Genomic DNA, 26437 nt, shown 5'->3' on the forward strand with positions numbered 1-26437 from the left:
AAGATTTGGTTAACATTTTGAACCTCCATACCTTTGTCTCATTTTTGTTAGTTACATTATAATACAAAAATCACCAAAAAAACCGTTCATGTAATTTTTAGCGCGCTACATGTAATATTTGGTAAAATGCTGTCGTATTTTTCCCTCGATTCGACATATTTCGACACGAATCACCTGGTCTTTCATCAACTCAGAGGCGAAATCAGACTATCAATATCTGGATTTTTCATATAATCAGCAGGCATGATTCCTGCACACCTGTAATCAAAACCAAGTAGCGAAGAAAGCTCACCGCCAAGCTCCCTGATAAACCATCTGTTCTCATATTTCACGGTATCAATACAAATAATATAGCGGGCACCATTTAGTTCAAACACAGCCGCGATGCTTTCTGTGTCATCTGCACCATAAGCTTTCATCCTCCTGCGTCTTATATCCTGAAAATTACTTGATCCATAAGTCTCTGATAATTTTTCCGGACTAATATATCCCAGAATTTTTAAGGAACTGGTATTCAAACGTTTCTGCAATTCTGACAACGCGAAAGATACATCCAAGTCTTCCTTCTGAACCAGATCAGCTGTATCTATTTCCGAAAAGACACCCAATGCATTGTATTGTTCTAATAAGTTCCACCGAATGTCATTTTTTCTGCTTTCAATATTCAAATCCCTGGTAAAATCAGTTACGGCTGGAAAATTGAATTCCTGCTGCATAAAAATATATCCCCCGCTGCTTTCCAGTCTGGTCCGAAAATCAAAATGATCCACGTAGCTCTCCACTGCAAATGTTCCAATCATCTTGTCCTGTTCATTGGCTGCAAGATATTCCAGGTATCTTCTGACCGCCATCTGAGACGAATCAAAGCCTCCGGCTTCCTCGTTAGTGACAGCAGACCCTAATGCCCCATGCTCCGTTTCTGCCTCTAATAAGTTTTTTGAAAAATCAGGCACCATTTGTTTCAGAATCTGCTCATCCGCTGTTTCTAACGAGAGTGTCCCTACCTCATTTCTATCCATTCCTGACATATTGGCAAAGATTCCGCCTAACTGGCGATTAAACCACCGGCCCTCCTTTCTTATTACATCAAAAATCAAAAGGAATTTTCTGCCGTCCACCTCAACAGCGGCAACACAGCTTACCATCTTATCCCCACCATACCGTTTCGCTATTTTGATTAAATTTTCCTGATGTTTTTGATTCGTGTAAGCATCATCTAAATCTCCGGGGTCAACAAATCCCGCCAGCTTCACTGATTTAAGATCCACAGCCTTTATACCGCTCTCCAGATTATCTACAAATACTTTTACCTCCGCTGGGTTTTTTAGACTCACAGGTCCTTCCTCACCCAAATCAAACCCGCAAAGAATTGCATATTGACGCATAATATCATCTATTTCCATACTTTCTGAAAAGGTATCTGTCATGTACTTTAAATTACTCTCCCTAAGCCCTGTTAAATAACCCTTTACTGCACCCTCCGGTGAATCAAATCCAGGCTGTACAGTTGCCTGGGATGTATTTGTAAACCCCCCCTGCAAAGGTAATTGAGGCTGCATCTGTGAAATAACCTTTTTCCCTTCTAAAAGCTCAGAACTCTCCTGCGTAGAACAGGCACACACAGATCCAGATACCAGTATTGCTGCTGCAACAGCTAAAACAAATCTGCCACGTTTAATTATTTTCATACGCCCCCCTTAAATTTATGACTTTCGGTTACATTATAATACATTAATTGACAAAAAAATCATTCATGTAATTTTTAGCGCCCTACATGTAATTTTTGGTAATTAAAGGGCCTGTTTTGAGTCGGATTAGGGTCGGTTTGAGTCTGATTAGGGTCGGATTAGGTCGGATTATAAGAATACAAAAATACAAAAAAAGAAAAGCAGCTATTAACTGCTCTTCTCTGCACTAGACCTTATCCTGCTTTCCATTCCACATAAACAATAACACGGCACAGATCCTGACCATATAAGGCACCATCCATTTATTAAAAATGGTAAATGCAGGTGTTGGTGCGGTCATCTGGCTGAAAAATCCATAGGAATCCATATCCGACATAAAGATTTGATAGCCCTGCCACTCTTTAAAAGAGTAAAAACCAGCTAAACCAATTGTTATGACCGCTCCTGCAGCAAAGTGCATGAAACTGCATTGATCTACGCATATAGCATGGTTTTTGTTTTTAACAGACATTCTCATTACAATTATTACCGTAGAAAATATGATAACTATTCTAATCGCCATTATCATCGTGATAGCTACGGGATATGATTCAATATAGGTTGAAAAAAGGATATTAAAAATATATATTATTATTTTCTCCAGAATGACTCCTATAATAAGATATAAATATAGAGCCTTTTTATATCCCTGCCACTCACCGTCTCTTTTTGATCTCCAGTCTGATAAAATTAATAACAGGATAAGCACTTCTCCATATATAACAGCTATCTACAAAAGAGACTGAATCAAATAGTGAACAGGGGGAGGAAGCGGCGGAAATAATATAATAACATCCCAAAATATGCGGCTAATAAACCTGCATTTTCCTTCCAACCAGACAATTCCCCCCATTAACATCATAATTAAGTAATATTTTAATCTTTTTGTCATCTTCCCCCCATTTACCTGGCAATTTTTAAACCTGACACCACCCCATGGTTTCAAACATAATCTCTTCCACTTCCTTACGCCTGCTGCGGCTGACTGGGAGACAGGTTCCATCCATTAATTCCACTACGTCATTGGAGATTCTGGCAATCTGGGTGAAACTCACCAGATAAGACTGGTGTATTCTGATAAAGCGAATCTTACGGTCTTTTAATTCGTGTTCAATCTCCTCCAGACTTTTGTATAGTCTGTGACGGCCCTCTTCACAGGCAATCTCAGTCAGTCGGAGCTTGCTTTCAAAATACAGTACTTTCTTTAAATATACCTGACTCTCTGTTCTGCCATATTTGAAGTGGTAATATAAGTCTTTTGTCTCAATCAGATTTAATATGTGGCTGAAATTATTATTGAATTCAGGATCCCTTACGGGCTTAACAAGGTATCCGATTGGCGCTGAGCGAAAGGCCTGATTGATGTACCTCTGATGAGATGTCATAAATACAATTTGTACCATGCGGTCGTATTCACGGATTCGTTCTGCTGCCATCAATCCATTCATACGTCTCATCTCAATATCCATATAAATGATGTCGAAACGCTTTCCTAAATAAACAGCTCTGACAATTTCATCACCGTCACAGAAGGTCTCCACATCCAGATTCATTTCTCTCTCAATCCCAATCCTGCGCAAACGCGTTTCTGCTTCCAACAGCAGCAGATGGTCATCATCACATACTCCTATTTTTAACATGGCCTCTCCTCCTATTATCCAGCAATCTCCGAAATTAGTTTTTCTACAGATTTGCTTCTTCATCAAATGTTAATGGTATGCTAATTATGTATCTTAACGGTCTCAGCATATAACTATTTTCGACAACTTTCAACCCAAGTGCCAAAATTATACACGTTGAGTTCCAAAATTGACACATTCTATTTTTAAAAAGTTACTTTTTTTACATCAAAACGATATTTTTTCATGAATTTATAATTGTAAATTTTAACATATTCTTTATAAAAAAGCAAAAAAAGAATGAGCGGTATGCTTCTAAAATAGAAGGATACTGCTCATTTCTGATAATTTTATAACAATCTAGGCACCGGTTCCGGATTTATTAATTACTTTATCAATGAATATAGATACATACTCTTTACAAAACTGGGTTCCTGCTCCCTTTAAAAGCTCACTGACTGCTATTTCCTTTGGCAGAGCGTGGCGGTAGCTTCGTTCACTGATCATGGCGTCATAAGCATCTGCTATGGCGATAATTCTGGACTGTATGGGAATCTCCTTTCCCTTCAGTCCTTTGGGGTATCCGCTTCCATCCCAGCGTTCATGATGAGCAAGCACGTAATCTGCCATTTCTGAAAGCTCATTCACTGTACTTAAAATACGGTATCCGATTTCGGGATGCTTTTTTATCTCTCCCCATTCATCTAAATCAAGCTTTCCGTTCTTATTAAGAATACCTTCTTCAATTGCTACCTTGCCAATATCGTGAAGAAGGCCAACTGTTTTTAATTCCTTGATGTCATCTTCCTGAAGTTCAAGTGCTTCCCCCATCTTTTCACATAATTCTGATACACGAAGGGAATGCTGTTCCTCTCGGAAGTTCTTTTCATGAAGTGCCGCCATGATGGTGTAAATGGTCTTACCCCTCATGCTGGGACTTTCCATCAGCTTTTTCCGATACATAAAATCTTCCGCTTTCTTTAAAACTTCAGTAATGGAATCATCACTGCTGCACTTTATGCTGTATCCGAAAGAGATGGAAAGCATGATTTTATTCACAGCCTGAACTTTTGCCATGTCACTCATGGATGAAATTATCTTTTTAATCTCTTTTTCACCTGTGCCAGGTGAAAAGATAACAAATTCATCTCCACCCAGCCGGCATATGATATCATGGCTGCGGGTGTTGTTCATGAGAACTGCTGCCGCTTTTCGTATGTATTCATCTCCTGCTGCATGACCAAAGGAATCATTGATCAGTTTCAGACCATTGATATCTGCCATGGTGATTACCAGCGGATAGTTAAACTCCTGGTCCAAAACCTTCAGCTGCTCTTCAAAATACCTTCTGTTGTACAAACCAGTAAGGGGATCATGAAAGCTTAAATAATTCAGTCTTTCCTGAGCCTGCCTGCGCTCGGTTATATTATTGACTATCAGAGCCAGCTGGTTTTTGCCAGGGCAGAAAACAATCACCTCATAATATGTGCTTGTCCTGTTCCGGAACCGTTCATAGCGGGCTGGCTCCCCTGTTCTCACAGTTTTTGCAAGCAGATCCCATATATCAGGATCCAGAGTGTCATGTATGTCACAAAAATATCCTCCCAGCACAGAAACTCCCTTGTCACAGGCCAGTTCCTCATAGCAGGGATTTACATCAATCAGCCTGTAGTGCCTGATGTCGGTTTCATTCTCTCCCTCAAACAGTGCCATCCCAAGCTGCATATGAGCTATAATTGTCCGGTATTTCTCTTCACTTTCCATAAGCATCTGATCATAAAGACCAATCTTTTTATACTGCATCTTCAGTTCTTTATAACTTTTGCTCAGTTCCTCTTCTGCGGCACCGGCTTTGTTAAGCAGCCTTAACATCACATAGTATAAAAATGCGGAAGTACAAAATACAAATAAGACTCCCTTCCCCATGCTAAAAAGCATGACTGAACGGGAATTACTGACAATGGCAGGAACCAATCTGTCAGAACACAAAATCCAGAACAAACCAAGCAGAAAATAAGCCACGCAGATCTTAAGTCCTTCCTGCTTTAATTCCTTTCTGCTCTTATTTAACATAAGGAAATGTTCCCTCAGCCTTTTCCACATACCGCCCCTCCTTTGATGTTTTTATTATACACGATTTTCATTCTTCTGAAAACCAATAAGTGATATTTTTCTATAGTTGGATAAAACTGGTAACAAAAAAACACGGTCTGAAAGTAGCCGTGTTTTTCTAACAATTTATTCTAATTGATCGGACATGTTGTCAATGTCCTTTAATTCAGCAGCGCTTTCTGCTTCTAAAAGAAAAACATCAGACGGGTGGGCTCTGATTATCTTCTTTCCGCCTTTGTCTCCTGTAAGCTCCATCAGCTCTTTTCTGTATCTGCCTGCAAATATGGCAGGATTGCCGGGCTCTCCTTTAAAACATAAACAGGCAAGTCCTTTTTTGCTTTCATAAAATCCTTTTACCAGCGCCTCTATGGTAGAAGATTTTAAGTAAGGCTGATCACAGACTGCAAATAAAAAATCCGTGTTTTCATGTTCCAATTCCTTTAATGCCAGATGAATGGAATGAGAAATCCCCAGTCTGCTGTCCCTGTTTACTATGATTTTATACCCGGAGTCTTTCATGTAATCCATAATCTCATCGTATTGGGTAACGATCAGTTTTCTGGAAAACAAATCTTTGGGAAGCTGGTCCGTTTCTTCTATAATATAACGGTACATAGGTTTTCCATTGATTTCATAAAGCAGTTTATTACCATTGAACCTTACGCTGTCCCCCGCTGCCAGAAGAATCAGTGTCATATTCATGTCGAAATCCTTTCCTTCTGCGCAAGATGCTTTTTTTGAAGACCTAATACAGCTTCCAGCACTCCCCCTCCAATGGCAGATGCCTTGTCTGAGATCGTATAGCAGTGCCCGGTCACTCCTCTGGGATCTATGTCTCCTGATTTCATTCCACAAAAAACAGTCACCCCATCCTGAAGCAGTCCTCTTACAACTCCCCCAACCTGAGCAAACACAGGGGCATCATTCACATACCCAACCACATCATTTAACTCCACAACTGTTCCTATGGTTACAGCCGGGTGAAATACGCCGTTATCCACAGCACGTATGATTCGTTCTTTATCATAGCCACCTATCATTCCTGGAACTCCTGTATTTGGGATGGCACTGCTGTTCCAGATGCACCGGCCCAGATCATGGCCCCGCTTTGTTTCCACCACGCAGTGGCAGTCCTTGCCTGCAGTAAAACCAGGTCCCACTCCAACTACAATGTCTGCATCCGTAATCCTGGTACCCAGATTCTTCTTTGCTATAATCGCATCTACAACTGCATCCGGATTCCACTTTTCACGAATGACACACTCCTCATCAACCACCACTGCCACCTGGTCTTTGGACAATGCTACCTCTACTTCTTCCATGCTGCGGCATAATACTCCGGTAATGTCCTCTACTTTTGTCCTGTTTTCATAAACAGCTCTTGAAAATGCCACAGTGCGCCTTACGGTAGTGGGTACGGGTATCTCAGTCATAACCACTAAAAAGCCGCATCGGTGAAGGCGGCAGGCAATTCCGGAGGCCAGATCACCTGCTCCTTTGATCAATATCTTCATCCTACCAGCCCTTTCCGAATCCGCAGTTTGGATAATGACATTCCTCACAGGAGAGGCACAGCCCCCCTTTTCCAAGCTTATCAAGTTCTTCTTTTGTTATTGGATCATCTGCCATCAGTCTTGGCAGCACTAAGTCAAATACCGTTCTTTTGGAATACATCACACAACCCGGAAGTCCAGCTACCGGAATGTTCTTTCCATCTTTCCGGTAATAAGATAGAAGAAACATGGCTCCCGGCAGAACCGGAGCGCCATAGGATACTACTTCGGCTCCCGTATTTCGGATTGCCAGCGGAGTTTTGTCATCCGGATCCACGCTCATGCCGCCGCTGACCAGTACCATGTCCGCTCCCTGTCTGATAAATTCAAGTATGGCCTCTGAGGTATGCTCCGGCTTATCATCGGTTACAGTCTGTCCCAGTATTTCTCCACCAAACTCTTCTGCCTTCGCTCTTAGAACCGGGCCGAATGCATCCTTGACCTTTCCACAATATACTTCACTTCCTGTTGTAACAATACCCACTTTTTTATTTTTATAAGGCAGTATGGAAAATATCCTTTTTCCACCGCAGAGTTTTTTTACTGCCTCCATCTTGTCCTTTTTAATTACGAGAGGAATAATCCTGGTTCCGCAAAGCTTATCACCTGGTTCTACAGGAGTATTGGGATGCCTGGAAGCAATCATCATATCTCCGGCACTGTTTATTATGTCAAGCAGACCGGTGTCTATTTTTAAAAGCCCGCGAATGGTGGATTTTAATTCTATTTTTCCTTCTTTTACATCGCCCCTGTCCATATGGTCGTTTCTGCATAATTCACAAAGTATTTCAGCAGCCTCATTCTCATGATACATGGTATCATCCTTTTCCCATATATACAGATGCTCTTTTCCCATTGAAAGCAGTACAGGGATATCTTCCTCTGTTACCACATGACCTTTTCGGAATCTTGCATCCTTTGAAACTCCAGGTATGATCTGGGTCATGTCATGGCAAAGAACATGACCTGCTGCGTCTTCCGTTCTGATCTCTTTCATTTTGGTGATCCCTTTCCCATGTTTCTAATCTGATCCTTTTCTATAAAACTGGTTACTGCTGTGTACTTCGCCCATTCTTTTCCAATCGCATCTGCTACTGCCTGGGCACTGGACAGCCGCCTTTTATCATCTGCTTTGTTTATTAAAATCCGGTATTCCAAGGATTCAGCTCCCTTACGGGTTCCATTGGTGCTAGTCAGTATCTTTGCTGCATCAGAAGGCGTAATTCGTCCGTTCTTTTTCTGACCGTCAAATACCTGTGGTGTCAGTTCATAACGAAAGCACATTTCTTCCCACGGCTCACCGATACAGTTAAGCCCCATACAGCCAATTACCGCATGAGTTCCGCCAGGTAAAACCGGTTCATTTATTTTAGGTATCTTCAATGGAAGGCGCTTTGCACCATCTGCTTCCACAAGAAGAACATCACATAGTTGCGTCAGCCGTTCCAGTTCAGAAAGTTCCATTCCCTTTAGCTTTCCCTCTTCGGCAGGCAGGCCGGTGACCAGCACCCAGCCTGCCAAAGGAAAAAGCTCCTTATGATTTGTTATAAAATGACTCACGGCTTTCCAGTCACCTGCCTCTGTGACAATTCTGTCAGCCGGCCGTAAAATATGGGTACTGGTAGTTACAATTACCCGCTTTCCCTGAGCTGCCAGCTCATCGGCCAGGCAGTACATGGAGGTTGTCTTACCGCCCCCGCCGGTAAAAGCCAAAATCATCGGTTCTTTTAAAGGAATACGAAGAGCCTCCCATAGAGAATCCTTTTCTTCCAGCTGTAACATTCCATCTGACACATCAATAGCATATGCGCTTTTTAATATCATCAGGAAATCACCATAGGCTTGTTTCTGGCTACATAGGTACCTGTCTTTTCCAATAAGACTTTACCATTTTCAGCCGCCAGTCTGCCCCCTAAAAATACAAGCTCCGCTTTTCCTTCAACGGAAATTCCTTCAAAGGGACAGTAATCTGCGCGGGCAACCTGGTTGTCAACAGACATGGTCCATTTTGAATCAGGGTTAAAAACCACAAGATCAGCGTCACTTCCAGGCGCTATTACGCCTTTTCTTGGATAAACTCCGTAAAGCTTTGCCGGATTTTCCGAGAGCAGCCGGCACATCTGTTCCACAGTCAGACCATTTTGTTTAACACCAAAGCTGTAAACCAGGGCAGGACGGGCTTCCACTCCGGGCATACCGTTTGGTATCTTCGTAAAATCTTCTCTGCCTGCTGCTTTCTGATCAGTAGTGAAACTACAGTGATCAGTGGATACTGTCTGAATCTGGTCCGTCTTTAAAAGCTCCCACAGCTTCTGTCTGTCTGATTCCTTCTTAATTGTAGGCGAGATTACATATTTACTTCCCTCAAAACCTGGGAGATCATAAACATCTTCATTGAAAATCAGATATTGGGGACAGGTTTCCACATATACTTCCTGCCCTCTTTCTCTTGCATAAGCAATCTCTTTATAACCGGCTTCCGAGCTTAGATGTACGATGATAACCGGGCAATCCGCTACCTGGGCTATCTTAAGAAGACGGCCTGCTGCCTCTGCCTCTACTGCCGCAGGTCTTGTCTTTTTATGGGCATTCACCGAAAAATTACCCTTTGCTTTTTCTTCCTCAATCAACGCCTCGATGATTCCCTTGTTTTCACAGTGTACACCTGCAATTCCTCCGGCTTCTTTTAAACGTTTTAAAATCTGGTATATCTTTTTGTCAGCCATATACATCTCATCATAAGTCATATACAGCTTAAAGGAAGTCACACCTTCTGAAACGATGGTGTCAAGCTCTTCGCTTACGGAATGATTCCAGTCTGAGACTGCCAGGTGAAAGCCATAATCACAGGATGCGTTGCCATCCGCTTTTTTATGCCAGTTATTCAGTGCCTGATGCAGACTCTCTCCCTGGTACTGGGTGGCAAAATCAATAATCATGGTGGTTCCTCCGGCTAAAGCTGCCTTGGTTCCTGACTCAAAATCATCTGCTGTTACGGTACCTGCCACATGAAGATCAAAATGAGTATGGGCATCAATAAATCCCGGGAACAAAAGTCTGCCGGTTACATCAATAACATCTGCTGTTTCCTCTTCAATTTCCGGTTTCACAGCCAGAATGGTTCCATTCTCCATGAGAACATCCGCTGCAACCGCCTTGGTTCCCGATACTACGGTTCCGCCTTTCAACAACGTCTTCACAGCAAATCCACTTCCTTTCTTCTAATCCGGTTTGCTTTTTGCATACCGGTCTATGTCATCTATTTTCCCTTTTTCATGGTTCTTTGTCAATCCTAAAAAGACGCAGAGAATGTTTTTTCTCCTGCGCCTTTTTCCGGTTATTTTTTCTTTTTCCGATAAGCCGTCTCTTCCAAAGGCAGGGAGGTGCGAAATACTCCGTCATACTTATAATAAGCGCCCTGCACGGCTGGTGCAGTAGGAATTGAGGTAATCTCTCCGATTCCAATTGCCCCGTAGGCCAGCGGATCGTGATTTCGTTCTACAATAATGCTCTCGACATCCGGTGTCTTATCTGCCCGGAATAATCCAAGCGTACCGAATTTTGCAAGTGGAACTCCCTGGTTTAAAGGAAATTCTTCCGTCAGGGCATATCCCAGTGACATGACCACACCGCCTTCAATCTGTCCTTCTACGGACAGAGGATTAATGGCCTTTCCTACATCGTGGGCAGCCAGTATCTTTTCCACGGTACCGTCTTCTTTTAAACAGGCTACCTGGGTGGCAAAGCCGTATGCCACATGAGAGACGGGATTTTTCTTCTCGCTTCCCATAGGATCAGTGGCAGCCAGATATTCTCCATAGTATTCTTTTCCATTAAGAGCTGACAGTTCTTTTTTACCATCTAAATCCTGAAGGATCTTTACACATGCCCTCCTTGCCGCTTCCCCTGTTACCAGAGTCTGGCGGGAGCCTGAGGTGGTACCGGAATCAGGCGCCAGATTGGTCTCTGCAGCAACGTAGACTACCTGATCACCTGTGATACCAAGGGTTTCGCATACAATCTGCTCCAGAACAGTCCCCAGCCCCTGACCAATGCAGGATGCACCAGATCTGATATGAACTTTTCCATCTTCCACCGTCAGCCTGCACCTTCCCCAGTCAGGAAGTCCCACTCCTACACCGGCATTTTTCATGGCACAGGCGATTCCTGCATAAGGGTGGCTTTCATAAATATCCTTTACTGCAAGCAGGGTTTCCACAAGGGCAGTTCCTTCTGCAGCAATCTGACCATTTGGAAGCTCCTGTCCCGGCCGGATGGCATTCCGAAAACGGATTTCCCATGGACTGATGCCAACTTTCTCTGCCAGCAGGTTTAAGTTGCACTCGATGGCGAAACAGCTTTGTGTGACACCGAATCCCCGAAAAGCGCCTGCAGGCGGATTGTTGGTGTATACGGCTGTTCCTTCAATGTCAATATTCTGATAGTTATAAGGTCCTGCTGCATGGGTACAAAGGCGCTGAAGTACAGGACCTCCCAGGGAAGCGTAAGCTCCTGTATCCGTAATTACAACAGCTGTCATGCCGGTAAGATAACCATTCTCATCGCAGGCAGTGGTAAAATCCATAGAGGCCGGATGGCGTTTGGGGTGAACCATAATGCTTTCTTTCCTGGTCAGCTTTACTTTGACTGGTTTACCGGTATGATAGGCTAAAAGTGCAGCGTGATGCTGAACAGACATATCCTCTTTTCCGCCGAATCCGCCTCCTACCAGCTTATTGATGACATGGACCTTTGAAAGCTCGAAGCCAAGCATTCCCGCACATTCCTTTTGGGTATCATAAGTTCCCTGGTCAGAGGAATAGATCACAGCGTCTTCCTTTTCCCGGTCTACTATGGCTATGGCGCACTCCGGTTCCAGAAATGCATGCTCTGTAAACGGAGTTTCATAGTGCATGGTTACCGAATAGGCAGAGTTTTCTATGGCTTTCTTTGCATCTCCCCTGATCAGATGCTCATGGGCTAAAATATTACCAGTATCATGAACAAGAGGTGCATCCGGCTGTAAGGCTTCCTGGGGTGAAAAGACTCCTTTTAACTCCTGATATTCAATCTCAATCAGCTTTTTCGCCTCTTCCAGAATCTCAGGAGTATCCGCTGCCACAAGACAGACGGCATCTCCCACATATCTGGTAATCTCACCTACCTCAATCATGGTATCCCAGTCTTTTTTTAAATGTCCCACTTTATTCTTACCCGGAACATCTTTAGCAGTTAAGACTGCACGGACTCCAGGAAGTGCTTTGGCTTTGGAATCATCAATGGACAGAACCCGTGCCCGGGGGTATTTACTACGTACTGCACTGCCATAGATTAAACCCTCCACTTCCATATCGTCTACGTATTCCCCGTAACCCAGCACTTTTTCCGGTACATCCAGGCGATGAACCCGCTGCCCCACAGACGTCACCTCTGGAACCTTTAAATCTCTGACATCTTCACGAAACAGTCTGGCTGCAAGAAGAATGGCATCAATGATTTTTTTATATCCGGTACAACGACAGACATTTCCCCGAACTGCAAATGCAGCCTCTTCCCTTGTAGGATCGGGGTTTTCATCAATAAGGGCTTTTGCACAGATTACCATACCCGGAATGCAAAAACCGCACTGAACAGCTCCCGCTTCCCCAAAGGCATAGACAAACACTTCTTTTTCCCTGTCAGACAGTCCCTCAACTGTCATGACAGATTTCCCTTCCATTCTGGCAGCTTTCTGAACACAGGCTTTTACAGCCTTTCCGTCTATCAGGACCGTACATGTTCCGCAGGCTCCTTCGCTGCATCCATCTTTCACAGACTTAAGCCCCAGATCGGTTCTTAAAACATCAATCAGCTTCCGTTCTTCCGGTACCGTAACAGTCTCCCCGTTTACCAGGAAACGAACCATTGCTCCACCCACTTTCTTATCCTAAAAGATAATCGTAGTCATTGATAACGGTTTCCACAATCTTTAAAAGCCCCTCCGGAACTGCGTCAACCGCTTCCCCTGCTTTTCCTGTATACAGACTTCCCATATACTTTAGAAGGAATGTACCATTTTTTCTGTCTGTCACAACAAAGCCCTGATTTTTACTGTTGTTTAAATCTGCTTCATTGGCAAATAATGTAAATTTATCTAAGTACGGAGCACTGTCATAGGGACAAAAACTTCGGCAGTTTCCGCATTCATTGCATAAATAATCCACATGAAGGATCTGATGCTTTGTGAAACCTGGAACAAAGAGTGCTAAATTTGCGCGGTTTGGACAGACCTCTGCGCAGTTTTCGCAGATACTTTTACAGCCAAGACATCTTGTACTTTCTTCCTGGTCACTCAGCGTTTCTTTTAAAATTCCTCTTCTGCCATATAGCTTTTGCGGATCGGATGATGTGATGTCAAAATCCCTGGCAGCTTTTCTGCCCAGAATTGATTCTGCCGCCATCCTGGCATCTCTTATGGCTTCAACCACAGTTCCGGGACCAAACAGACCGTCACCCACTGCATAAACTCCGGGCACACTTGTTTCCAAAGTTTCCTCATTAACAAGCACTCTTCCCCGGCTTGTCAGCTCAATGCCGTTCTTTCTATAAAACTCTTGGGGAATTCCTTCTCCAACTGCGGCTATAACCGTATCTGCAGGTATGGAAACGGTCTCCTCTGTTTCTGTAACAGCTCTTCTTCCGCTTTCATCTGCAGCGGCAAGCTTCATTACATTGCAGATTAACTGGCCATTCACCAGTTCTGCAGGAGATAAAAGTTCCATGAATTTAACGCCATCCTGCATGGCAAGCAGCAATTCTTCCTCATCTGCAGGCATGTATCGTTTTGTTCTGCGGTAAACGAGAGAAACCTCTTTTACACCGTTGGTTCTGACAGCTGCTCTTGCCGTATCCATGGCAGTATTTCCTCCGCCGATCACAACAACTGCCTTACCGACATTCACATTTTTATTCGTTTCCTTGTATTCATTTAGAAAATGAAGGGCATTCATGGTCTCGCCAGTTTTCAGATCTAAAATTCCGGGTTCACTTGCACCTGCCGCCAGAATAATAAATTCAAAACCTTCTTCTTTTAATGCAGCCAGATCCCTTATTTCCGTATTCAGCCTTACTTCTGCTCCGTAAGAAAGACATAAATCGATGTCATGACCAATCACGTCCTCTGAGATTCTGAAATCGGGAATAATGTTTTGAACCACGCCCCCAAGCTTACCGCTTTTTTCAAAAATAGTAGCTGGCATACCGCACTTTGTCAGGAAATACGCGGCAGAAAGACCAGCCGGTCCGCCTCCGATAATTGCTGTCTTTTTACCGGTCAGTTCCCCTTTTTCAATGGTTTTCCGATATTCCTCATAGCCTTTTTCTGCACAAAGAAGCTTTGCCCCCCGTATATTTACCGGAGATTCGTAATGATTTCTGGTGCACATGTTCATACAGTTATGGGCACATATGGAACCGGTTATAAAAGGAAGGGGGTTTTTCTCAGCAATCACTTCCATGGCTTCCTCATAGTTTCCCTGACCGGAGAGCTTTAAGTATGTGGTAATATCCTGATGAATGGGACAGGCTTCCTGACAGGGAGCCGTATAACAGTCAAGTAACGGAACTGTTTTCTTCATCTTTCTGTCCGGCAAAAGTTTTAATGCTTTTTTATAATGAGAATCTGAAATGGAGTCCTGGGCAAGGGTGAAAGCCTTATCTGCATCTACACTCTGAAAGGAGACACCAGTTTCCTTGGTCTTTTCTGCCATCTGAAGAAGTCTCTGATATCCGCCTGGCTTTAAAAGAGTAGTAGCAACAGTTACCGGCCAGATTCCTGCATCAGTAATGTCTTTGATGTTATGGTAATCAGCCCCGCCTGAGAATGAAATCCGAAGTGCTCCGTCAAATTCTTTGGAAAGTCTGGCTGCCAGTGCCATGGACAGGGGGAACAGCGATTTTCCAGACATGTACATCTCCTGGCTGGGGAGCTCTTTATTTTTCACATCAACCGGGAACGTGTTAGTAAGCTTCACACCGAACTCCAAACCGCGTTGGATTGCCACTGCCATCAGCCGTTTCAACATGGGGATGGCATCCTCATACTGAAGATCGTCAAGGAAATGGAACTCACCAAAGGAAATGTAATCATATCCCATCTGATCCAGCGTGTTTCTGGCAAATTCATAGCCAAGCAGTGTGGGGTTACATTTAATAAAGGTATTCAGACCCTTTTCTTCTATTAAATAGACTGCAATCCGCTCAATCTCCTGAGGCGGACATCCGTGTAAGGTGGAAAGAGTCACACTGTTGCAGATCCGGGACGAGATTGACTCAATATCCTCTTTTGTCACATTCTCAAACTGCTCCACATGCTCCAGAAGATACTGCCTGCAGGAATGAAACGTGTCCGTGTCTTTTGCATCCATCATGGAGTCGATGAATAAATTGACTTTAGGAGATTTAATTCCCTCCAGATCGTATCCCACACTCATGTTAAACTGAAACCCATCCATCTGACCTAATCCGTATTCCTTTGCCATAAAAGAAAGCAAAAACCATGCCTTAATATATTCTTCCTGGGCCTGGGGAACATAAAGCTCCGTAGACCACTCGCAGTTGTAGCACTCATCTTCTGCCCTGATACAGGGCTTTTCAACCGGCAGATCATCTCCATCCAAAATCTGTACGGTCTTCAGCTCAAAGAAACGGCTGCCTGCATAGTAAGCTGCCACAATGTTTTGCGCCAGCTGGGTATGAGGACCTGCCGCCGGTCCAATCGGAGTTTCTAACGTTCTTCCAAACAGCTCCCTGTTATGTGACTCATCCGCCCGGTAGGGACGGTATACTCCAAAAACTGATTCCTGTTTTCCCTGCTCTTTCCTTACCCAGTTCATTAATTGTGAAAAAGGCATCGGTGTCATTTTGTCTCCCATTGATATCCTCCTGCATCCGGGCTCTCCCTGTGTTTGTTAAGCCCTGTATGAATATTCTGATTTTTATCGTCCGTTAATTCTTGCAGCAAGCGCTCCCGCCGCTTCCCTGCAGTCTGCCATCAGCTTCTCTTCGTCAACTCCCATCAGGATTCTGTCTTTCATGAGAACCTTACCGTTGCAGACAGTTGTAACTACACTGCGGCCTGTCATTCCAAACAGAATGTGGCTGTTGGCATTATCCCCATTCATGGGGGTTAATGGATTGTAATCCGTAACAATCACATCTGCTGCTGCACCCTCTTTTAAAATTCCCAGAGGTTTCTTAAAATATCTGCCTGCAATTGCTGCATTCCCTTCAAAGAGCATCTTCGGAACCTCGCTCCATGCCGCATTGGGATCGCACAAATGATGTTTATGAAGAACGTTGGCTGTCTTATAGGATTCTAACATATCGTGGGTATAGCCGTCCGTTCCAAGACCGGTTAAAATCCCCCGCTTCACCAGTTCCATGGTGGGAGGACACCCACAGGCATTTCCCATATTGGACTGTGGATTGTGAACTACCATGGTGTTTGTATCAAGTATTAAGTCCATCTCATGAGGATTAATGTAGATACAGTGCCCAAGAAGCGTCTTTTCCCCAAGAATCTGAAAGTCCATCAGGCGGTCCACAATCCGCTTGCCGTACTTCTTAAGACAATCATGGAGATCTTCAATCCCTTCTGCTACATGAATGTGGTAGCCTGTTCCGTCAGGCTTATGAGCTGCTGCAAACTCCATGGTCCGATCCGATATGGTAAACTGGGCATGCATTCCCATCATTCCTGCAATCATATCGCTTTCATCGGAAAGAGCATGGCGGATAAATGCCTCATTTTCAAGAATTCCTTCCTTTGCCTTTTCCTCTCCCCCACGGTCGGAAACCTCATAGCATAAGCAGGTTCTCACCCCGGTTTTGCCAGCGGCTTCCTCAATCCTAAATAAAGAATCTGTAATCTGCCCAAAACTGGCATGGTGGTCAAAGACCGTTGTCACTCCGTTTTTAATGGAATCCACATAAGTAGCCATAGCACTTAAATAAACATCATTTAATGTGAGATTCTTATCGATGGTCCACCAAAGGCCGTCAAGAATCTCCAAAAAACCATGGGGATCATACCCGTCAATGGCCAGTCCTCTGGCAAAAGAGCTATAGATATGCTCATGGGTATTGATAAAGGCCGGCATGATTACCCCACCCCTGGCATCGATGTATTCCGCCTGCGGATATTCCTTTTTCATCTCAGCCGTGGTGCCAATCCTTTTTATGACCCCGTCTTCTATCCCGACTGCACCGTCATTAATAAACGGATTCTCCGGATCTCTGGTGATCATTCTTCCATTACCGATTATCAGCATGTCTCCATCTCCTTTTCATTTTTCTAAGATACGAAAGCAAATTGCTAATTTTCTTATGTATACAAACCTCACAGAAGTATTTTTATGGTCTTATACTTTATTTTTACAATTTGCTTACATTTCATCAGTTTCAATTCTATTTTTTATGCACATTATACCATGGTTCTCTGTTAAAAACAGTGTATCATTTCATTTTCAGAAAATCAAGCATGAATTACAAAAAAAATTAGTAAACCTAAAAATTTTTTAGAAAACCACTTGTAATTAAATTTTTTTATGCTATGATGAATTTATTAATGATCCTGCAAGGAGGATAAAAGAATGGATTCAAAGCTTCAGTTACTGACACAGATTGCACAGGGAGTCGCTGTTCACTTCGGCAGCCAATGTGAGGTGGTCATTCACGATCTTCGGGGCGAAAGCATGGAAAGTTCCATTGTTTTTATAGAAAACGGCCAGGTCAGCAACCGTAAAATCGGAGACGGACCTTCTGAAATTGTTCTGGAGACGTTAAAAAAGGATCCTGACCTTTTAAAGGACCGCCTTTCCTACCTGACAAGAACCGAGGATGGACGAATCTTAAAATCCAGTACCATGTATATCAGAGGCAACGATAATGCGGTTGACTACATCCTTGGCTTAAATTATGACATCACGGGACTTCTTACAATAGAAAATGCAGTAAAGTCTCTGATTTCCACCGGAGAGACTGCCACGGATCACAACAGGGAGCCCAAAAAAATCACGCATAACGTCAACGATCTGTTAGATACCTTAATCGAACAATCCGTCGCTTTAGTGGGAAAACCAGTTGCTTTAATGAGCAAGGATGACAAGGTTTTAGCGATCCAGTATTTAAATGACGCCGGTGCATTTCTCATTACCAAATCAGGCGACAAGGTCTCCAGTTATTTTGGTATCTCAAAGTTTACTTTATACAGCTATATGGATGCCAACAAAGAAAAGACTTAACATCTGGCAAATGATACCCGTTGATTTTAATTTATTATAAAGGAGAATGTGCAGACATGAAACCAATCGAATGGGCTGTAAACACCATGCCAAAGACCGATGACAGACATCTGCCTGTTATGTCACCAGAGGAGATAAAAAAGGCAAGAAGCTTTCACGAAAGCTTTCCCCAGTACAAAGAGACTCCTCTGACAAAACTACCCCATATGGCAGACCATCTGGGATTAGGTGAGATTTACATAAAGGATGAATCTTACCGGTTCGGCTTAAATGCATTTAAGGTTTTAGGCGGATCTTATGCCATGGCCAAGTATGTGGCGAAGCAGACAAAAAAGGAAGTCTCTGATCTTCCCTATCAGGTGCTGACCTCACAGGCTTTAAAGGAAGAATTCGGTCAGGCTACCTTTTTTACCGCCACCGACGGCAACCACGGAAGAGGCGTTGCCTGGGCTGCCAGACAGCTTGGACAAAAGGCTGTTGTCTTCATGCCAAAAGGCACTACATTAAACCGTTTTAATAATATTAAGGCGGAGGGAGCCGATGTAACCATTGAGGAATCCAATTACGATGAATGCGTCCGCATGGCCGCAGATGCCGCTTCCAAGGTAAAAAACGGCGTGGTGGTTCAGGATACAGCATGGGATGGATACGAGGAAATCCCGGCATGGATCATGCAGGGCTATGGTACCATGGTTATGGAAGCAGACGAACAGCTTAAGGAATATGGCTGCGAAAGACCTACCCATGTCTTTGTTCAGGCAGGTGTGGGATCTCTGGCCGGAGCAGTCATCGGTTATTTTAAAAACCGTTATCCTGAGAATCCGCCCGTCTGTGTGGTGGTAGAAGCAGATGTGGCAGCCTGTCTCTATGAAGGCGCAAAAGCCGGCGACGGCAACATCCGGATCGTGGATGGGGATATGCAGACCATTATGGCAGGCCTTGCCTGCGGAGAGCCCAATACCATATCCTGGGATATTTTAAAGAATCATACCGATACCTTTATTTCAGCACCTGACTGGGCAGCTGCCGAAGGCATGAGAATGCTGGCTGCACCCATAAAGGGAGATACACCTGTCACATCAGGGGAATCGGGAGCAGCACCCTTTGGAGTTTTAGCTTCTATCATGAAAGATGATTGCTGCCAGGCTTTAAGAGAGCATCTGGGACTTAATAAAGATTCCAAAGTTCTTCTTTTCTCAACAGAAGGAGATACCGATCCTGACCGCTATAAATCCATTGTATGGGAAGGGAAAGATCGTTAATCATTTCATAAAAACCGGAGGTAAAAAACATGGATTACGCGAAAATCAAAGAAGCAGCAAAAAGCTACGAAGCAGACATGACAAAATTTCTGCGTGACATCGTAAAATTTCCTGGGGAAAGTTGCGATGAAAAAGCTCATATTGACCGGATTGCACAGGAGATGCGGGCACTTGAGTTTGACAAGGTAGAGATTGATCCCATGGGCAATGTGCTCGGATTTATGGGAACTGGAAAAACTCTGATCGGCTTCGATGCCCACATTGATACCGTAGGAATCGGCAACAAATCCAACTGGAATTTTGACCCCTACGAAGGCTACGAAACCGATGTGGAAATTGGAGGAAGAGGTGTTTCCGACCAGTGCGGCGGTTTGGTGTCTGCTGTTTACGGTGCCAGAATCATGAAGGATTTAGGTCTCTTAAATGACAAGTACACCGTTCTGGTTACCGGTACTGTACAGGAGGAAGACTGCGACGGTCTTTGCTGGCAGTACATTATCAATGAAGATAAGATCCGCCCGGAATTTGTGGTCTCCACAGAGCCCACTGACGGAGGCATCTACCGCGGTCAGAGAGGCCGTATGGAAATCCGTGTAGACGTAAAGGGAGTTTCCTGCCACGGCTCTGCACCGGAACGTGGTGATAACGCAATCTATAAGATGGCTGATATTCTTCAGGATGTCCGCTCTCTTAATGAGAATGATGCAGCTGATGATAAGGAAATCAAAGGACTTGTAAAAATGCTTGATGAATCCCATAATCCGCAGTGGAAAGAAGCAAACTTTTTAGGAAAGGGTACCATTACCGTCTCAGAAATTTTCTTCACTTCACCAAGCCGCTGCGCCGTAGCTGATTCCTGTTCTGTATCCTTAGACCGCCGTATGACAGCAGGGGAAACCTGGGAAAGCTGTCTTGACGAGATCCGCAATCTGCCAAATGTTAAGAAATACGGAGATGATGTTATAGTTTCCATGTATGAGTATTCCCGTCCTTCCTATAAAGGCCTTACCTATCCTATCGAATGTTACTTCCCTACCTGGGTCATTCCTGAGGATCATAAAGTAACCAGATCATTAGAGGAAGCTTATAAATCCTTATACGGGGATACCAGAATCGGTGCCGAAGAGACTGTTTCCATGCGCCTTGCACGTCCTCTCACCGACAAATGGACCTTTTCCACCAACGGCGTATCCATTATGGGACGCAACCAGATCCCATGCATCGGCTTTGGACCGGGAGCAGAAGCCCAGGCTCATGCGCCAAACGAAAAGACCTGGAAACAGGATCTTGTTACCTGTGCTGCTGTATATGCCGCACTTCCCACTGTTTACTGCAAAGAATAAAACTAAAATCAGGAGGCTTACCACATTATGAAAACCTTACAGGATTATATTGACAAACTGAATTCCTTAAATTTTAAGGAGATGTATGAAAATGACTTCTTTTTAACCTGGGAAAAGACAGATGACGAGCTGGAAGCAGTATGGACCGTCGCAGACGCTCTCCGCTTCATGAGAGAAAACAACATCTCCACAAAGGTTTTTGAAAGCGGACTTGGAATTTCCTTATTCCGCGACAACTCCACCCGTACCCGTTTCTCCTTTGCTTCTGCCTGCAATCTTCTTGGACTGGAAGTACAGGACTTAGACGAAGGGAAATCTCAGATCGCCCACGGAGAGACTGTTCGTGAAACAGCCAATATGATCTCCTTCATGGCAGATGTCATCGGTATCCGTGACGATATGTATATCGGAAAAGGAAACACCTATATGCACCATGTATCCGATGCGGTTACAGAAGGATATAAGGATGGAATCCTGGAACAGAAGCCGGCTTTAGTAAACTTACAGTGTGATATCGACCACCCCACACAGACCATGGCTGACATGCTTCATATCATTCATGAAATGGGCGGCATGGAAAATTTAAAGGGCAAGAAGCTGGCCATGACCTGGGCTTACTCTCCTTCCTATGGAAAGCCTTTATCCGTTCCTCAGGGTGTTATCGGATTAATGACACGTATGGGAATGGAAGTAGTTCTGGCTCATCCGGAAGGTTACGAGGTAATGCCTGAGGTTTTAGAAGTAGCAAAGAACAATGCAGAAAAATCCGGCGGATCCTTCCGTGTATCCAATGATATGGCTGATGCATTTAAGGATGCCGACATCGTTTATCCTAAGAGCTGGGCACCATTTGCAGCCATGGAGAAAAGAACCGATCTTTACGGCAACGGTGATATGGAGGGAATCAGAGCCCTTGAGAAGGAACTTCTTGCTCAGAATGCCAATCATAAGGACTGGTGCTGTACAGAAGAACTGATGAAGACGACTAAGGATGGAAAAGCCCTCTATCTTCACTGTCTCCCGGCAGATATCAACGATATCAGCTGCAAGGATGGAGAAGTGGAAGCTTCCGTATTTGACCGTTACAGAAATCCGCTTTATAAAGAAGCCAGCTATAAGCCATATGTAATCGCCGCCATGATCTTTTTAAGCAAATTTGAAAATCCCCAGGAAGTCTTTAAAAAGCTGGAGGAGAAGAAAACACCTCGTAAGTTCTCAATCTAACCAAGGGGATCATTTATATGGAGAAAAAAAAGAGAATTGTAATTGCCCTGGGCGGAAACGCCCTCGGCAATACCCTGCCAGAGCAGATGGCCGCAGTTAAAATCACTTCAAAAGCGATTGTAGATCTGATTGAAGAAGGCTGTGAAGTGGTGGTCGCCCATGGTAACGGTCCCCAGGTGGGAATGATCAACAACGCTATGAGTGCATTATGCAGAGAAGATCCGAATCAGCCTAATACTCCTCTCTCCGTCTGCGTTGCCATGAGCCAGGCATATATTGGTTATGATTTACAAAATGCATTGAGAGAAGAACTGGTGAACCGGAATATGAGAAACATTCCGGTGACCACCATGATTACCCAGATCCGTGTGGACGAAAACGATCCCGCATTTTCAAATCCTTCCAAGCCCATTGGACATTTTATGACGGAAGAACAGGCAAAGGAAGCATCGGAAAAATACGGGTACTTAATGAAAGAGGATGCAGGCAGGGGATACCGGCGAATGGTTGCCTCTCCAAAACCTCAGGAAATCATCGAAATTGAAGCCATCCGTTCCCTGGTGGACAGCGGACAGCTGGTGATCGCCTGCGGTGGCGGTGGAATACCTGTGACCTTAAACGGAAATCACTTAAAGGGAGCCAGCGCAGTCATTGATAAAGACTTTGCCAGCGAACTCCTGGCTGAGGAACTGAACGCAGATCTTCTTATTATACTGACAGCCGTGGAAAAAATCGCCTTAAATTACGGCAGACCCAATGAAACATGGCTGAACGATATAACCGTAAAAGAGGCACGTCAGTATATCAATGAGGGACACTTTGCACCTGGTTCCATGCTTCCCAAGGTGGAAGCAGCCGTAAAATTCGCCGAATCCAGGAAAGGTCGGACGGCCCTTATCACTCTGTTAGAAAAAGCAAAAGAAGGAATACTTGGAAGTACGGGAACTCATATTCAACAGTAAAACATCTTAAAGGAGAACATTTTACTATGAGACAAACTGACAGGAAGTATGCATCTATTTTTGAACTCGATGGTATCCCCAGGTTTTCTCACGCACTCCCCCTTGCAATACAACATCTGGTTGCAATGATTGTCGGCTGCGTCACACCACCCATCATTGTATCCAATATCGTAGGACTGGAAGGTTCCGAACGGGTCATCCTCATACAGGCTGCCCTGGTGGTATCTGCCCTGTCCACCCTCCTCCAGCTTTTTCCCATTGGGAAAAAGAATGGATTCCACCTTGGAGCCTCCCTCCCTGTTATCCTGGGTATCAGTTTTGCATACGTCCCAAGTATGCAGTCCATTGCCGCGGATTATGGCATATCTGCCATTCTGGGAGCTCAGATCGTTGGCGGTATCGTGGCATTCCTGGTAGGTATCTCTGTTATGCGGATCCGGAAATTCTTCCCCCCATTAATTACCGGAACTGTAGTTTTTACCATAGGACTTTCTCTTTACCCAACTGCCATTAACTATATGGCAGGCGGTGTTTCAAATCCCTCATACGGATCGTGGCAGAACTGGACTGTTGCATTTATTACTCTGACAGTCGTCACAGTTCTCAATCATTTCGGTAAAGGAATTTATAAACTGGCTTCCATTCTCATCGGCATTATTGTGGGATATTTGACTGCATTATTTTTTGGAATGGTGAGTTTTTCCAATATCGCTGCTGCTTCCCTGTTTTCCATTCCAAGGCCCCTTCATTTTGGGATCGTATTTGAACCCTCTTCCTGTATTGCCATCGGACTCTTATTTGCCATTAACTCCGTTCAGGCAATCGGAGACTTTACCGCCACCACCAGCGGCTCCATTGACAGAGAGCCTACGGATAAGGAATTACAGGGCGGAATTATGGGTTACGGTGTAACAAATATCCTGGGAGCACTTTTGGGCGGTCTGCCGACCGCTACCTACAGCCAGAACGTAGGTATTGTGACCACGACTAAGGTGGTCAACCGCTGTGTAATGGGATTAACTGCAGTCTTTTTGCTGGCTGCCGGTCTGATTCCCAAGTTTTCTGCTTTGCTTACCACCATTCCCCAGTGTGTGTTAGGAGGTGCCACTGTATCTGTATTTGCCTCCATTGCCATGACGGGTATGAAACTGGTCACTTCCGAAGAGATGAACTATCGGAATTCTTCCATCGTAGGACTTGCTGCTGCACTTGGAATGGGAATATCCCAGGCTACAGCTGCTCTTTCTACATTTCCAGCCTGGGTAGTCACTATCTTTGGTCGTTCTCCTGTTGTTGTTGCAACATTAGTAGCAATCTTTTTAAATATTATTTTACCTAAAAACGGGAAATAATTAATATAATCGTGGAATAGATTATATTAATGATTGGAACAGGAGATTCCTATGAATGCAAATAGAAAAAAATTAATTTTTTTCCTGGTACTACCTCTGGCAGTTGGCGCATTGGCTGGATTTTTAACAAAAAACAGTATGATGGTATACAAAAATTTAAACCAGCCACCGCTTTCCCCTCCAGGGTGGATCTTCCCTATAGTGTGGACCATCTTGTATCTTCTTATGGGGTTTGGATCTTATTTAATTGCACAGTCATCCTCTCCGAAAAAAAAGGAAGCACTGCAGATTTATGGAATCCAGCTGGCACTTAATTTTATCTGGAGTATTGTTTTCTTTAACCTGCAGAATTATCTTCTGGCATTTCTGATTCTTCTGATTTTGTGGTACTTTATTATTCGTATGATCAGGGCTTTTGGGAGTGTGAATCAGACAGCTGCCCTTATGCAGATTCCTTATCTTTTATGGGTTACATTTGCTGGATATTTAAATCTGGCTATTGTTTTATTAAACTGATTTACACAAAAATAAAAATGGCGGTGACTATCATTCAATCAGGCTATATGCCTGGTGAACGACTTGTCACCGCCATTTTTATGAATCTATCAGATCAGTACATATTTTAACACGAATAATATGGCTAAAATATACATGAGCAAACTTATTTTCTTTTTCTTTGCATTGCCTGTAATAACGTTAATAAACACATATGAGATTACGCCCATGGCGATACCCTCAGAAATGCTGTACATAAACGGCATGGCAATAATTGCAATGTAACTTGGAAGCGCTTCCGTAAAGTCAGAAAAGTCAACCTTGGTAACAGATGTCATCATAAGAAATCCTACAACAACCAAAGCGGGCGCAGTTGCAAAAGATGGAATTGCAAGGAAAATCGGGGATAAAAACAGGGATAAGCCAAACAGTATGGCTGCTACCACTGCTGTTAATCCGGTTCTTCCGCCTTCTGCTACTCCTGCAGCACTTTCTACAAATGTTGTAGTTGTAGAAGTACCAAATATTGCACCTAATGAAGTTCCCACAGCATCGGCTAACAGTGCGCCCCTGATCTGTGGAAGCTTTCCATCTTTATCAAGCATATCTGCTTTTGAAGCTACTCCGATTAAGGTTCCCAGTGTATCAAACATATCAACAAAGAGAAATGCAAACATTACCACCAGGAAATCCACTGACAGAATTTTGGTAAAATCCAGTTTCAAAAAGGTTGGTGCCATGCTTGGAACTCCAAATCCTCTTGAAAAATCCGGGAATACACTATACATGCCAAGTTCCGGATTTGGCTGATATAAGCCCACAGCCTGACAAATCATGCCAAGTGCCCAGGTTGCCAGAATACCCCATAAAATATTACCTTTCACATTCTTTACAACCAGTACTGCTGTAAGAAGAATGCCGATTATTGCAAGTAAAACTGTAATTCCTACAGAATGGAACGTTCCATCAGCAAGAGAACCCTTAAAAGAATACATGGTTACGAGAGTCGCTCCGTCAACCACTACCTTTGCATTCTGAAGTCCGATAAATGCAATGAATAAACCGATACCAACGGATACCGCATGTTTTAAATTCATGGGAATTGCATTGAATATCGCCTCCCGGACACTGGTCAGGGAAAGAAGAATAAAGATAATACCTTCAATAAATACAGCTGCTAAAGCCATCTCCCAGGTATAACCCATATTCAGTACTACGGTATAGGCAAAGTAAGCATTAAGACCCATTCCCGGTGCGAGAACAAACGGGTAATTTGCCAGACCTGCCATTAAAAGAGTTGCAACTAAAGATGCCAGCGCTGTTGCGGTGAAAACTGCACCGCTGTCCATTCCTGCTGCTCCAAGAATACTTGGGTTCACTGCCAGAATGTAAGCCATCGTCATAAATGTGGTGATTCCGGCTACCACCTCTGTTTTCACATCTGTGTGATTCTTAGATAAATGAAAAACTTTTTCAAAAAATCCATCATTGGTGTTTCGTTCCATA

At 43.8% G+C, this 26437-nt stretch carries 20 protein-coding genes; 7 read left to right on the plus strand and 13 right to left on the minus strand.

The annotated features are described in order from the left end of the window. Positions 1–185: 185 nt before the first annotated feature. The 12 genes from ACOAOT_RS15025 to ssnA form a co-directional block, all read right to left on the minus strand. Positions 186–1688: a hypothetical protein gene (locus tag ACOAOT_RS15025; RefSeq protein ID WP_420217732.1), complete on the minus strand. Its 1503-nt coding sequence runs from the start codon at positions 1686–1688 to the stop codon at positions 186–188. 226 nt (positions 1689–1914) lie between these two features. Beyond that, positions 1915–2250 carry a hypothetical protein gene (locus ACOAOT_RS15030; protein WP_420217733.1) on the minus strand — a complete coding sequence of 112 codons (336 nt, stop codon included), beginning with the start codon at positions 2248–2250 and terminating at the stop codon, positions 1915–1917. A 394-nt stretch (positions 2251–2644) separates the two neighbouring features. After that, complete coding sequence (locus tag ACOAOT_RS15035; protein ID WP_420217734.1) at positions 2645–3367, minus strand: LytR/AlgR family response regulator transcription factor; 723 nt, start codon at positions 3365–3367, stop codon at positions 2645–2647. A 339-nt stretch (positions 3368–3706) separates the two neighbouring features. After that, positions 3707–5449, minus strand: a complete 1743-nt coding sequence (locus ACOAOT_RS15040) for a sensor domain-containing diguanylate cyclase/phosphohydrolase (protein WP_420217735.1) — start codon at positions 5447–5449, stop codon at positions 3707–3709. 135 nt (positions 5450–5584) lie between these two features. Then, entirely contained in the window at positions 5585–6160 is a 576-nt protein-coding gene (locus tag ACOAOT_RS15045) for a nucleotidyltransferase family protein (protein WP_420217736.1), read from the minus strand. After that, complete coding sequence (gene yqeB, locus ACOAOT_RS15050) at positions 6157–6972, minus strand: selenium-dependent molybdenum cofactor biosynthesis protein YqeB (protein ID WP_420217737.1); 816 nt, start codon at positions 6970–6972, stop codon at positions 6157–6159. Before yqeB ends, ACOAOT_RS15045 begins: the two co-directional genes overlap by 4 nt. Before the next feature lies 1 nt (position 6973). Next, entirely contained in the window at positions 6974–8008 is a 1035-nt protein-coding gene (locus ACOAOT_RS15055) for a molybdopterin-binding protein (protein WP_420217738.1), read from the minus strand. Beyond that, positions 8005–8835: a selenium cofactor biosynthesis protein YqeC gene (yqeC, locus tag ACOAOT_RS15060; RefSeq protein WP_420217739.1), complete on the minus strand. Its 831-nt coding sequence runs from the start codon at positions 8833–8835 to the stop codon at positions 8005–8007. The genes ACOAOT_RS15055 and yqeC overlap by 4 nt, the downstream gene beginning before the upstream one ends. Beyond that, positions 8835–10211: a dihydropyrimidinase gene (gene hydA / locus ACOAOT_RS15065; RefSeq protein ID WP_420217740.1), complete on the minus strand. Its 1377-nt coding sequence runs from the start codon at positions 10209–10211 to the stop codon at positions 8835–8837. Before hydA ends, yqeC begins: the two co-directional genes overlap by 1 nt. Before the next feature lie 137 nt (positions 10212–10348). Further along, complete coding sequence (xdh, locus tag ACOAOT_RS15070; protein WP_420219432.1) at positions 10349–12916, minus strand: selenium-dependent xanthine dehydrogenase; 2568 nt, start codon at positions 12914–12916, stop codon at positions 10349–10351. 16 nt (positions 12917–12932) lie between these two features. Further along, a complete protein-coding gene (ygfK, locus tag ACOAOT_RS15075) occupies positions 12933–15923 on the minus strand; it encodes a putative selenate reductase subunit YgfK (protein ID WP_420217741.1) in 2991 nt (996 codons plus the stop codon). 63 nt (positions 15924–15986) lie between these two features. After that, a complete protein-coding gene (ssnA, locus tag ACOAOT_RS15080; protein ID WP_420217742.1) occupies positions 15987–17321 on the minus strand; it encodes a putative aminohydrolase SsnA in 1335 nt (444 codons plus the stop codon). 321 nt (positions 17322–17642) lie between these two features. Between ssnA and ACOAOT_RS15085 the strand changes: the two genes are divergently transcribed. The 7 genes from ACOAOT_RS15085 to ACOAOT_RS15115 are packed head-to-tail and all read left to right on the plus strand — an operon-like array spanning position 17643 to position 24952. Continuing rightward, positions 17643–18293 (plus strand): helix-turn-helix transcriptional regulator, encoded by a 651-nt coding sequence (locus ACOAOT_RS15085; protein WP_420217743.1) that lies wholly within the window; start codon positions 17643–17645, stop codon positions 18291–18293. A 56-nt stretch (positions 18294–18349) separates the two neighbouring features. After that, positions 18350–19555 (plus strand): diaminopropionate ammonia-lyase, encoded by a 1206-nt coding sequence (dpaL, locus tag ACOAOT_RS15090; protein ID WP_420217744.1) that lies wholly within the window; start codon positions 18350–18352, stop codon positions 19553–19555. Between the two features lie 29 nt (positions 19556–19584). Next, complete coding sequence (locus ACOAOT_RS15095) at positions 19585–20898, plus strand: YgeY family selenium metabolism-linked hydrolase (protein ID WP_420217745.1); 1314 nt, start codon at positions 19585–19587, stop codon at positions 20896–20898. Positions 20899–20925: 27 nt separating this feature from the next. Further along, positions 20926–22122, plus strand: a complete 1197-nt coding sequence (gene ygeW / locus ACOAOT_RS15100) for a knotted carbamoyltransferase YgeW (RefSeq protein ID WP_420217746.1) — start codon at positions 20926–20928, stop codon at positions 22120–22122. A 17-nt stretch (positions 22123–22139) separates the two neighbouring features. Continuing rightward, the gene (gene arcC, locus ACOAOT_RS15105; RefSeq protein ID WP_420217747.1) at positions 22140–23084 is read left to right on the plus strand and encodes a carbamate kinase; all 945 of its coding nucleotides are present in this window, start codon (positions 22140–22142) and stop codon (positions 23082–23084) included. 26 nt (positions 23085–23110) lie between these two features. Beyond that, positions 23111–24436, plus strand: coding sequence for a uracil-xanthine permease family protein (locus ACOAOT_RS15110; RefSeq protein ID WP_420217749.1), 1326 nt, complete (start codon positions 23111–23113; stop codon positions 24434–24436). 51 nt (positions 24437–24487) lie between these two features. Then, on the plus strand, positions 24488–24952 hold the full coding sequence (locus tag ACOAOT_RS15115) for a TspO/MBR family protein (RefSeq protein ID WP_420217750.1): 465 nt from the start codon (positions 24488–24490) through the stop codon (positions 24950–24952). Positions 24953–25041: 89 nt separating this feature from the next. Here ACOAOT_RS15115 and ACOAOT_RS15120 read toward each other — a convergent pair whose 3' ends face one another. Continuing rightward, a complete protein-coding gene (locus tag ACOAOT_RS15120) occupies positions 25042–26436 on the minus strand; it encodes an NCS2 family permease (RefSeq protein ID WP_420217751.1) in 1395 nt (464 codons plus the stop codon). Position 26437: the final 1 nt, after the last annotated feature.

Source organism: Lacrimispora struthionigena (genome assembly GCF_048627165.1).
In the GTDB taxonomy this organism is placed as follows: domain Bacteria; phylum Bacillota; class Clostridia; order Lachnospirales; family Lachnospiraceae; genus Lacrimispora.

What these genes read in the sequence shown, in the direction of transcription:
- ACOAOT_RS15095 (WP_420217745.1), top strand. Translation starts at nt 19,585, where the DNA reads ATGGATTACGCGAAAATCAAAGAAGCAGCAAAAAGCTACGAAGCAGAC.
- yqeB (WP_420217737.1), bottom strand. Translation starts at nt 6,972, where the DNA reads ATGAAGATATTGATCAAAGGAGCAGGTGATCTGGCCTCCGGAATTGCC.
- dpaL (WP_420217744.1), top strand. Translation starts at nt 18,350, where the DNA reads ATGAAACCAATCGAATGGGCTGTAAACACCATGCCAAAGACCGATGAC.
- ACOAOT_RS15045 (WP_420217736.1), bottom strand. Translation starts at nt 6,160, where the DNA reads ATGAATATGACACTGATTCTTCTGGCAGCGGGGGACAGCGTAAGGTTC.
- ACOAOT_RS15055 (WP_420217738.1), bottom strand. Translation starts at nt 8,008, where the DNA reads ATGAAAGAGATCAGAACGGAAGACGCAGCAGGTCATGTTCTTTGCCAT.
- ACOAOT_RS15115 (WP_420217750.1), top strand. Translation starts at nt 24,488, where the DNA reads ATGAATGCAAATAGAAAAAAATTAATTTTTTTCCTGGTACTACCTCTG.
- ACOAOT_RS15120 (WP_420217751.1), bottom strand. Translation starts at nt 26,436, where the DNA reads ATGGAACGAAACACCAATGATGGATTTTTTGAAAAAGTTTTTCATTTA.
- ssnA (WP_420217742.1), bottom strand. Translation starts at nt 17,321, where the DNA reads ATGCTGATAATCGGTAATGGAAGAATGATCACCAGAGATCCGGAGAAT.
- ygfK (WP_420217741.1), bottom strand. Translation starts at nt 15,923, where the DNA reads ATGGGAGACAAAATGACACCGATGCCTTTTTCACAATTAATGAACTGG.
- xdh (WP_420219432.1), bottom strand. Translation starts at nt 12,916, where the DNA reads ATGGTTCGTTTCCTGGTAAACGGGGAGACTGTTACGGTACCGGAAGAA.
- ACOAOT_RS15040 (WP_420217735.1), bottom strand. Translation starts at nt 5,449, where the DNA reads ATGTGGAAAAGGCTGAGGGAACATTTCCTTATGTTAAATAAGAGCAGA.
- ACOAOT_RS15110 (WP_420217749.1), top strand. Translation starts at nt 23,111, where the DNA reads ATGAGACAAACTGACAGGAAGTATGCATCTATTTTTGAACTCGATGGT.
- ACOAOT_RS15025 (WP_420217732.1), bottom strand. Translation starts at nt 1,688, where the DNA reads ATGAAAATAATTAAACGTGGCAGATTTGTTTTAGCTGTTGCAGCAGCA.
- ygeW (WP_420217746.1), top strand. Translation starts at nt 20,926, where the DNA reads ATGAAAACCTTACAGGATTATATTGACAAACTGAATTCCTTAAATTTT.
- ACOAOT_RS15030 (WP_420217733.1), bottom strand. Translation starts at nt 2,250, where the DNA reads ATGGCGATTAGAATAGTTATCATATTTTCTACGGTAATAATTGTAATG.
- ACOAOT_RS15035 (WP_420217734.1), bottom strand. Translation starts at nt 3,367, where the DNA reads ATGTTAAAAATAGGAGTATGTGATGATGACCATCTGCTGCTGTTGGAA.
- ACOAOT_RS15085 (WP_420217743.1), top strand. Translation starts at nt 17,643, where the DNA reads ATGGATTCAAAGCTTCAGTTACTGACACAGATTGCACAGGGAGTCGCT.
- yqeC (WP_420217739.1), bottom strand. Translation starts at nt 8,835, where the DNA reads ATGATATTAAAAAGCGCATATGCTATTGATGTGTCAGATGGAATGTTA.
- arcC (WP_420217747.1), top strand. Translation starts at nt 22,140, where the DNA reads ATGGAGAAAAAAAAGAGAATTGTAATTGCCCTGGGCGGAAACGCCCTC.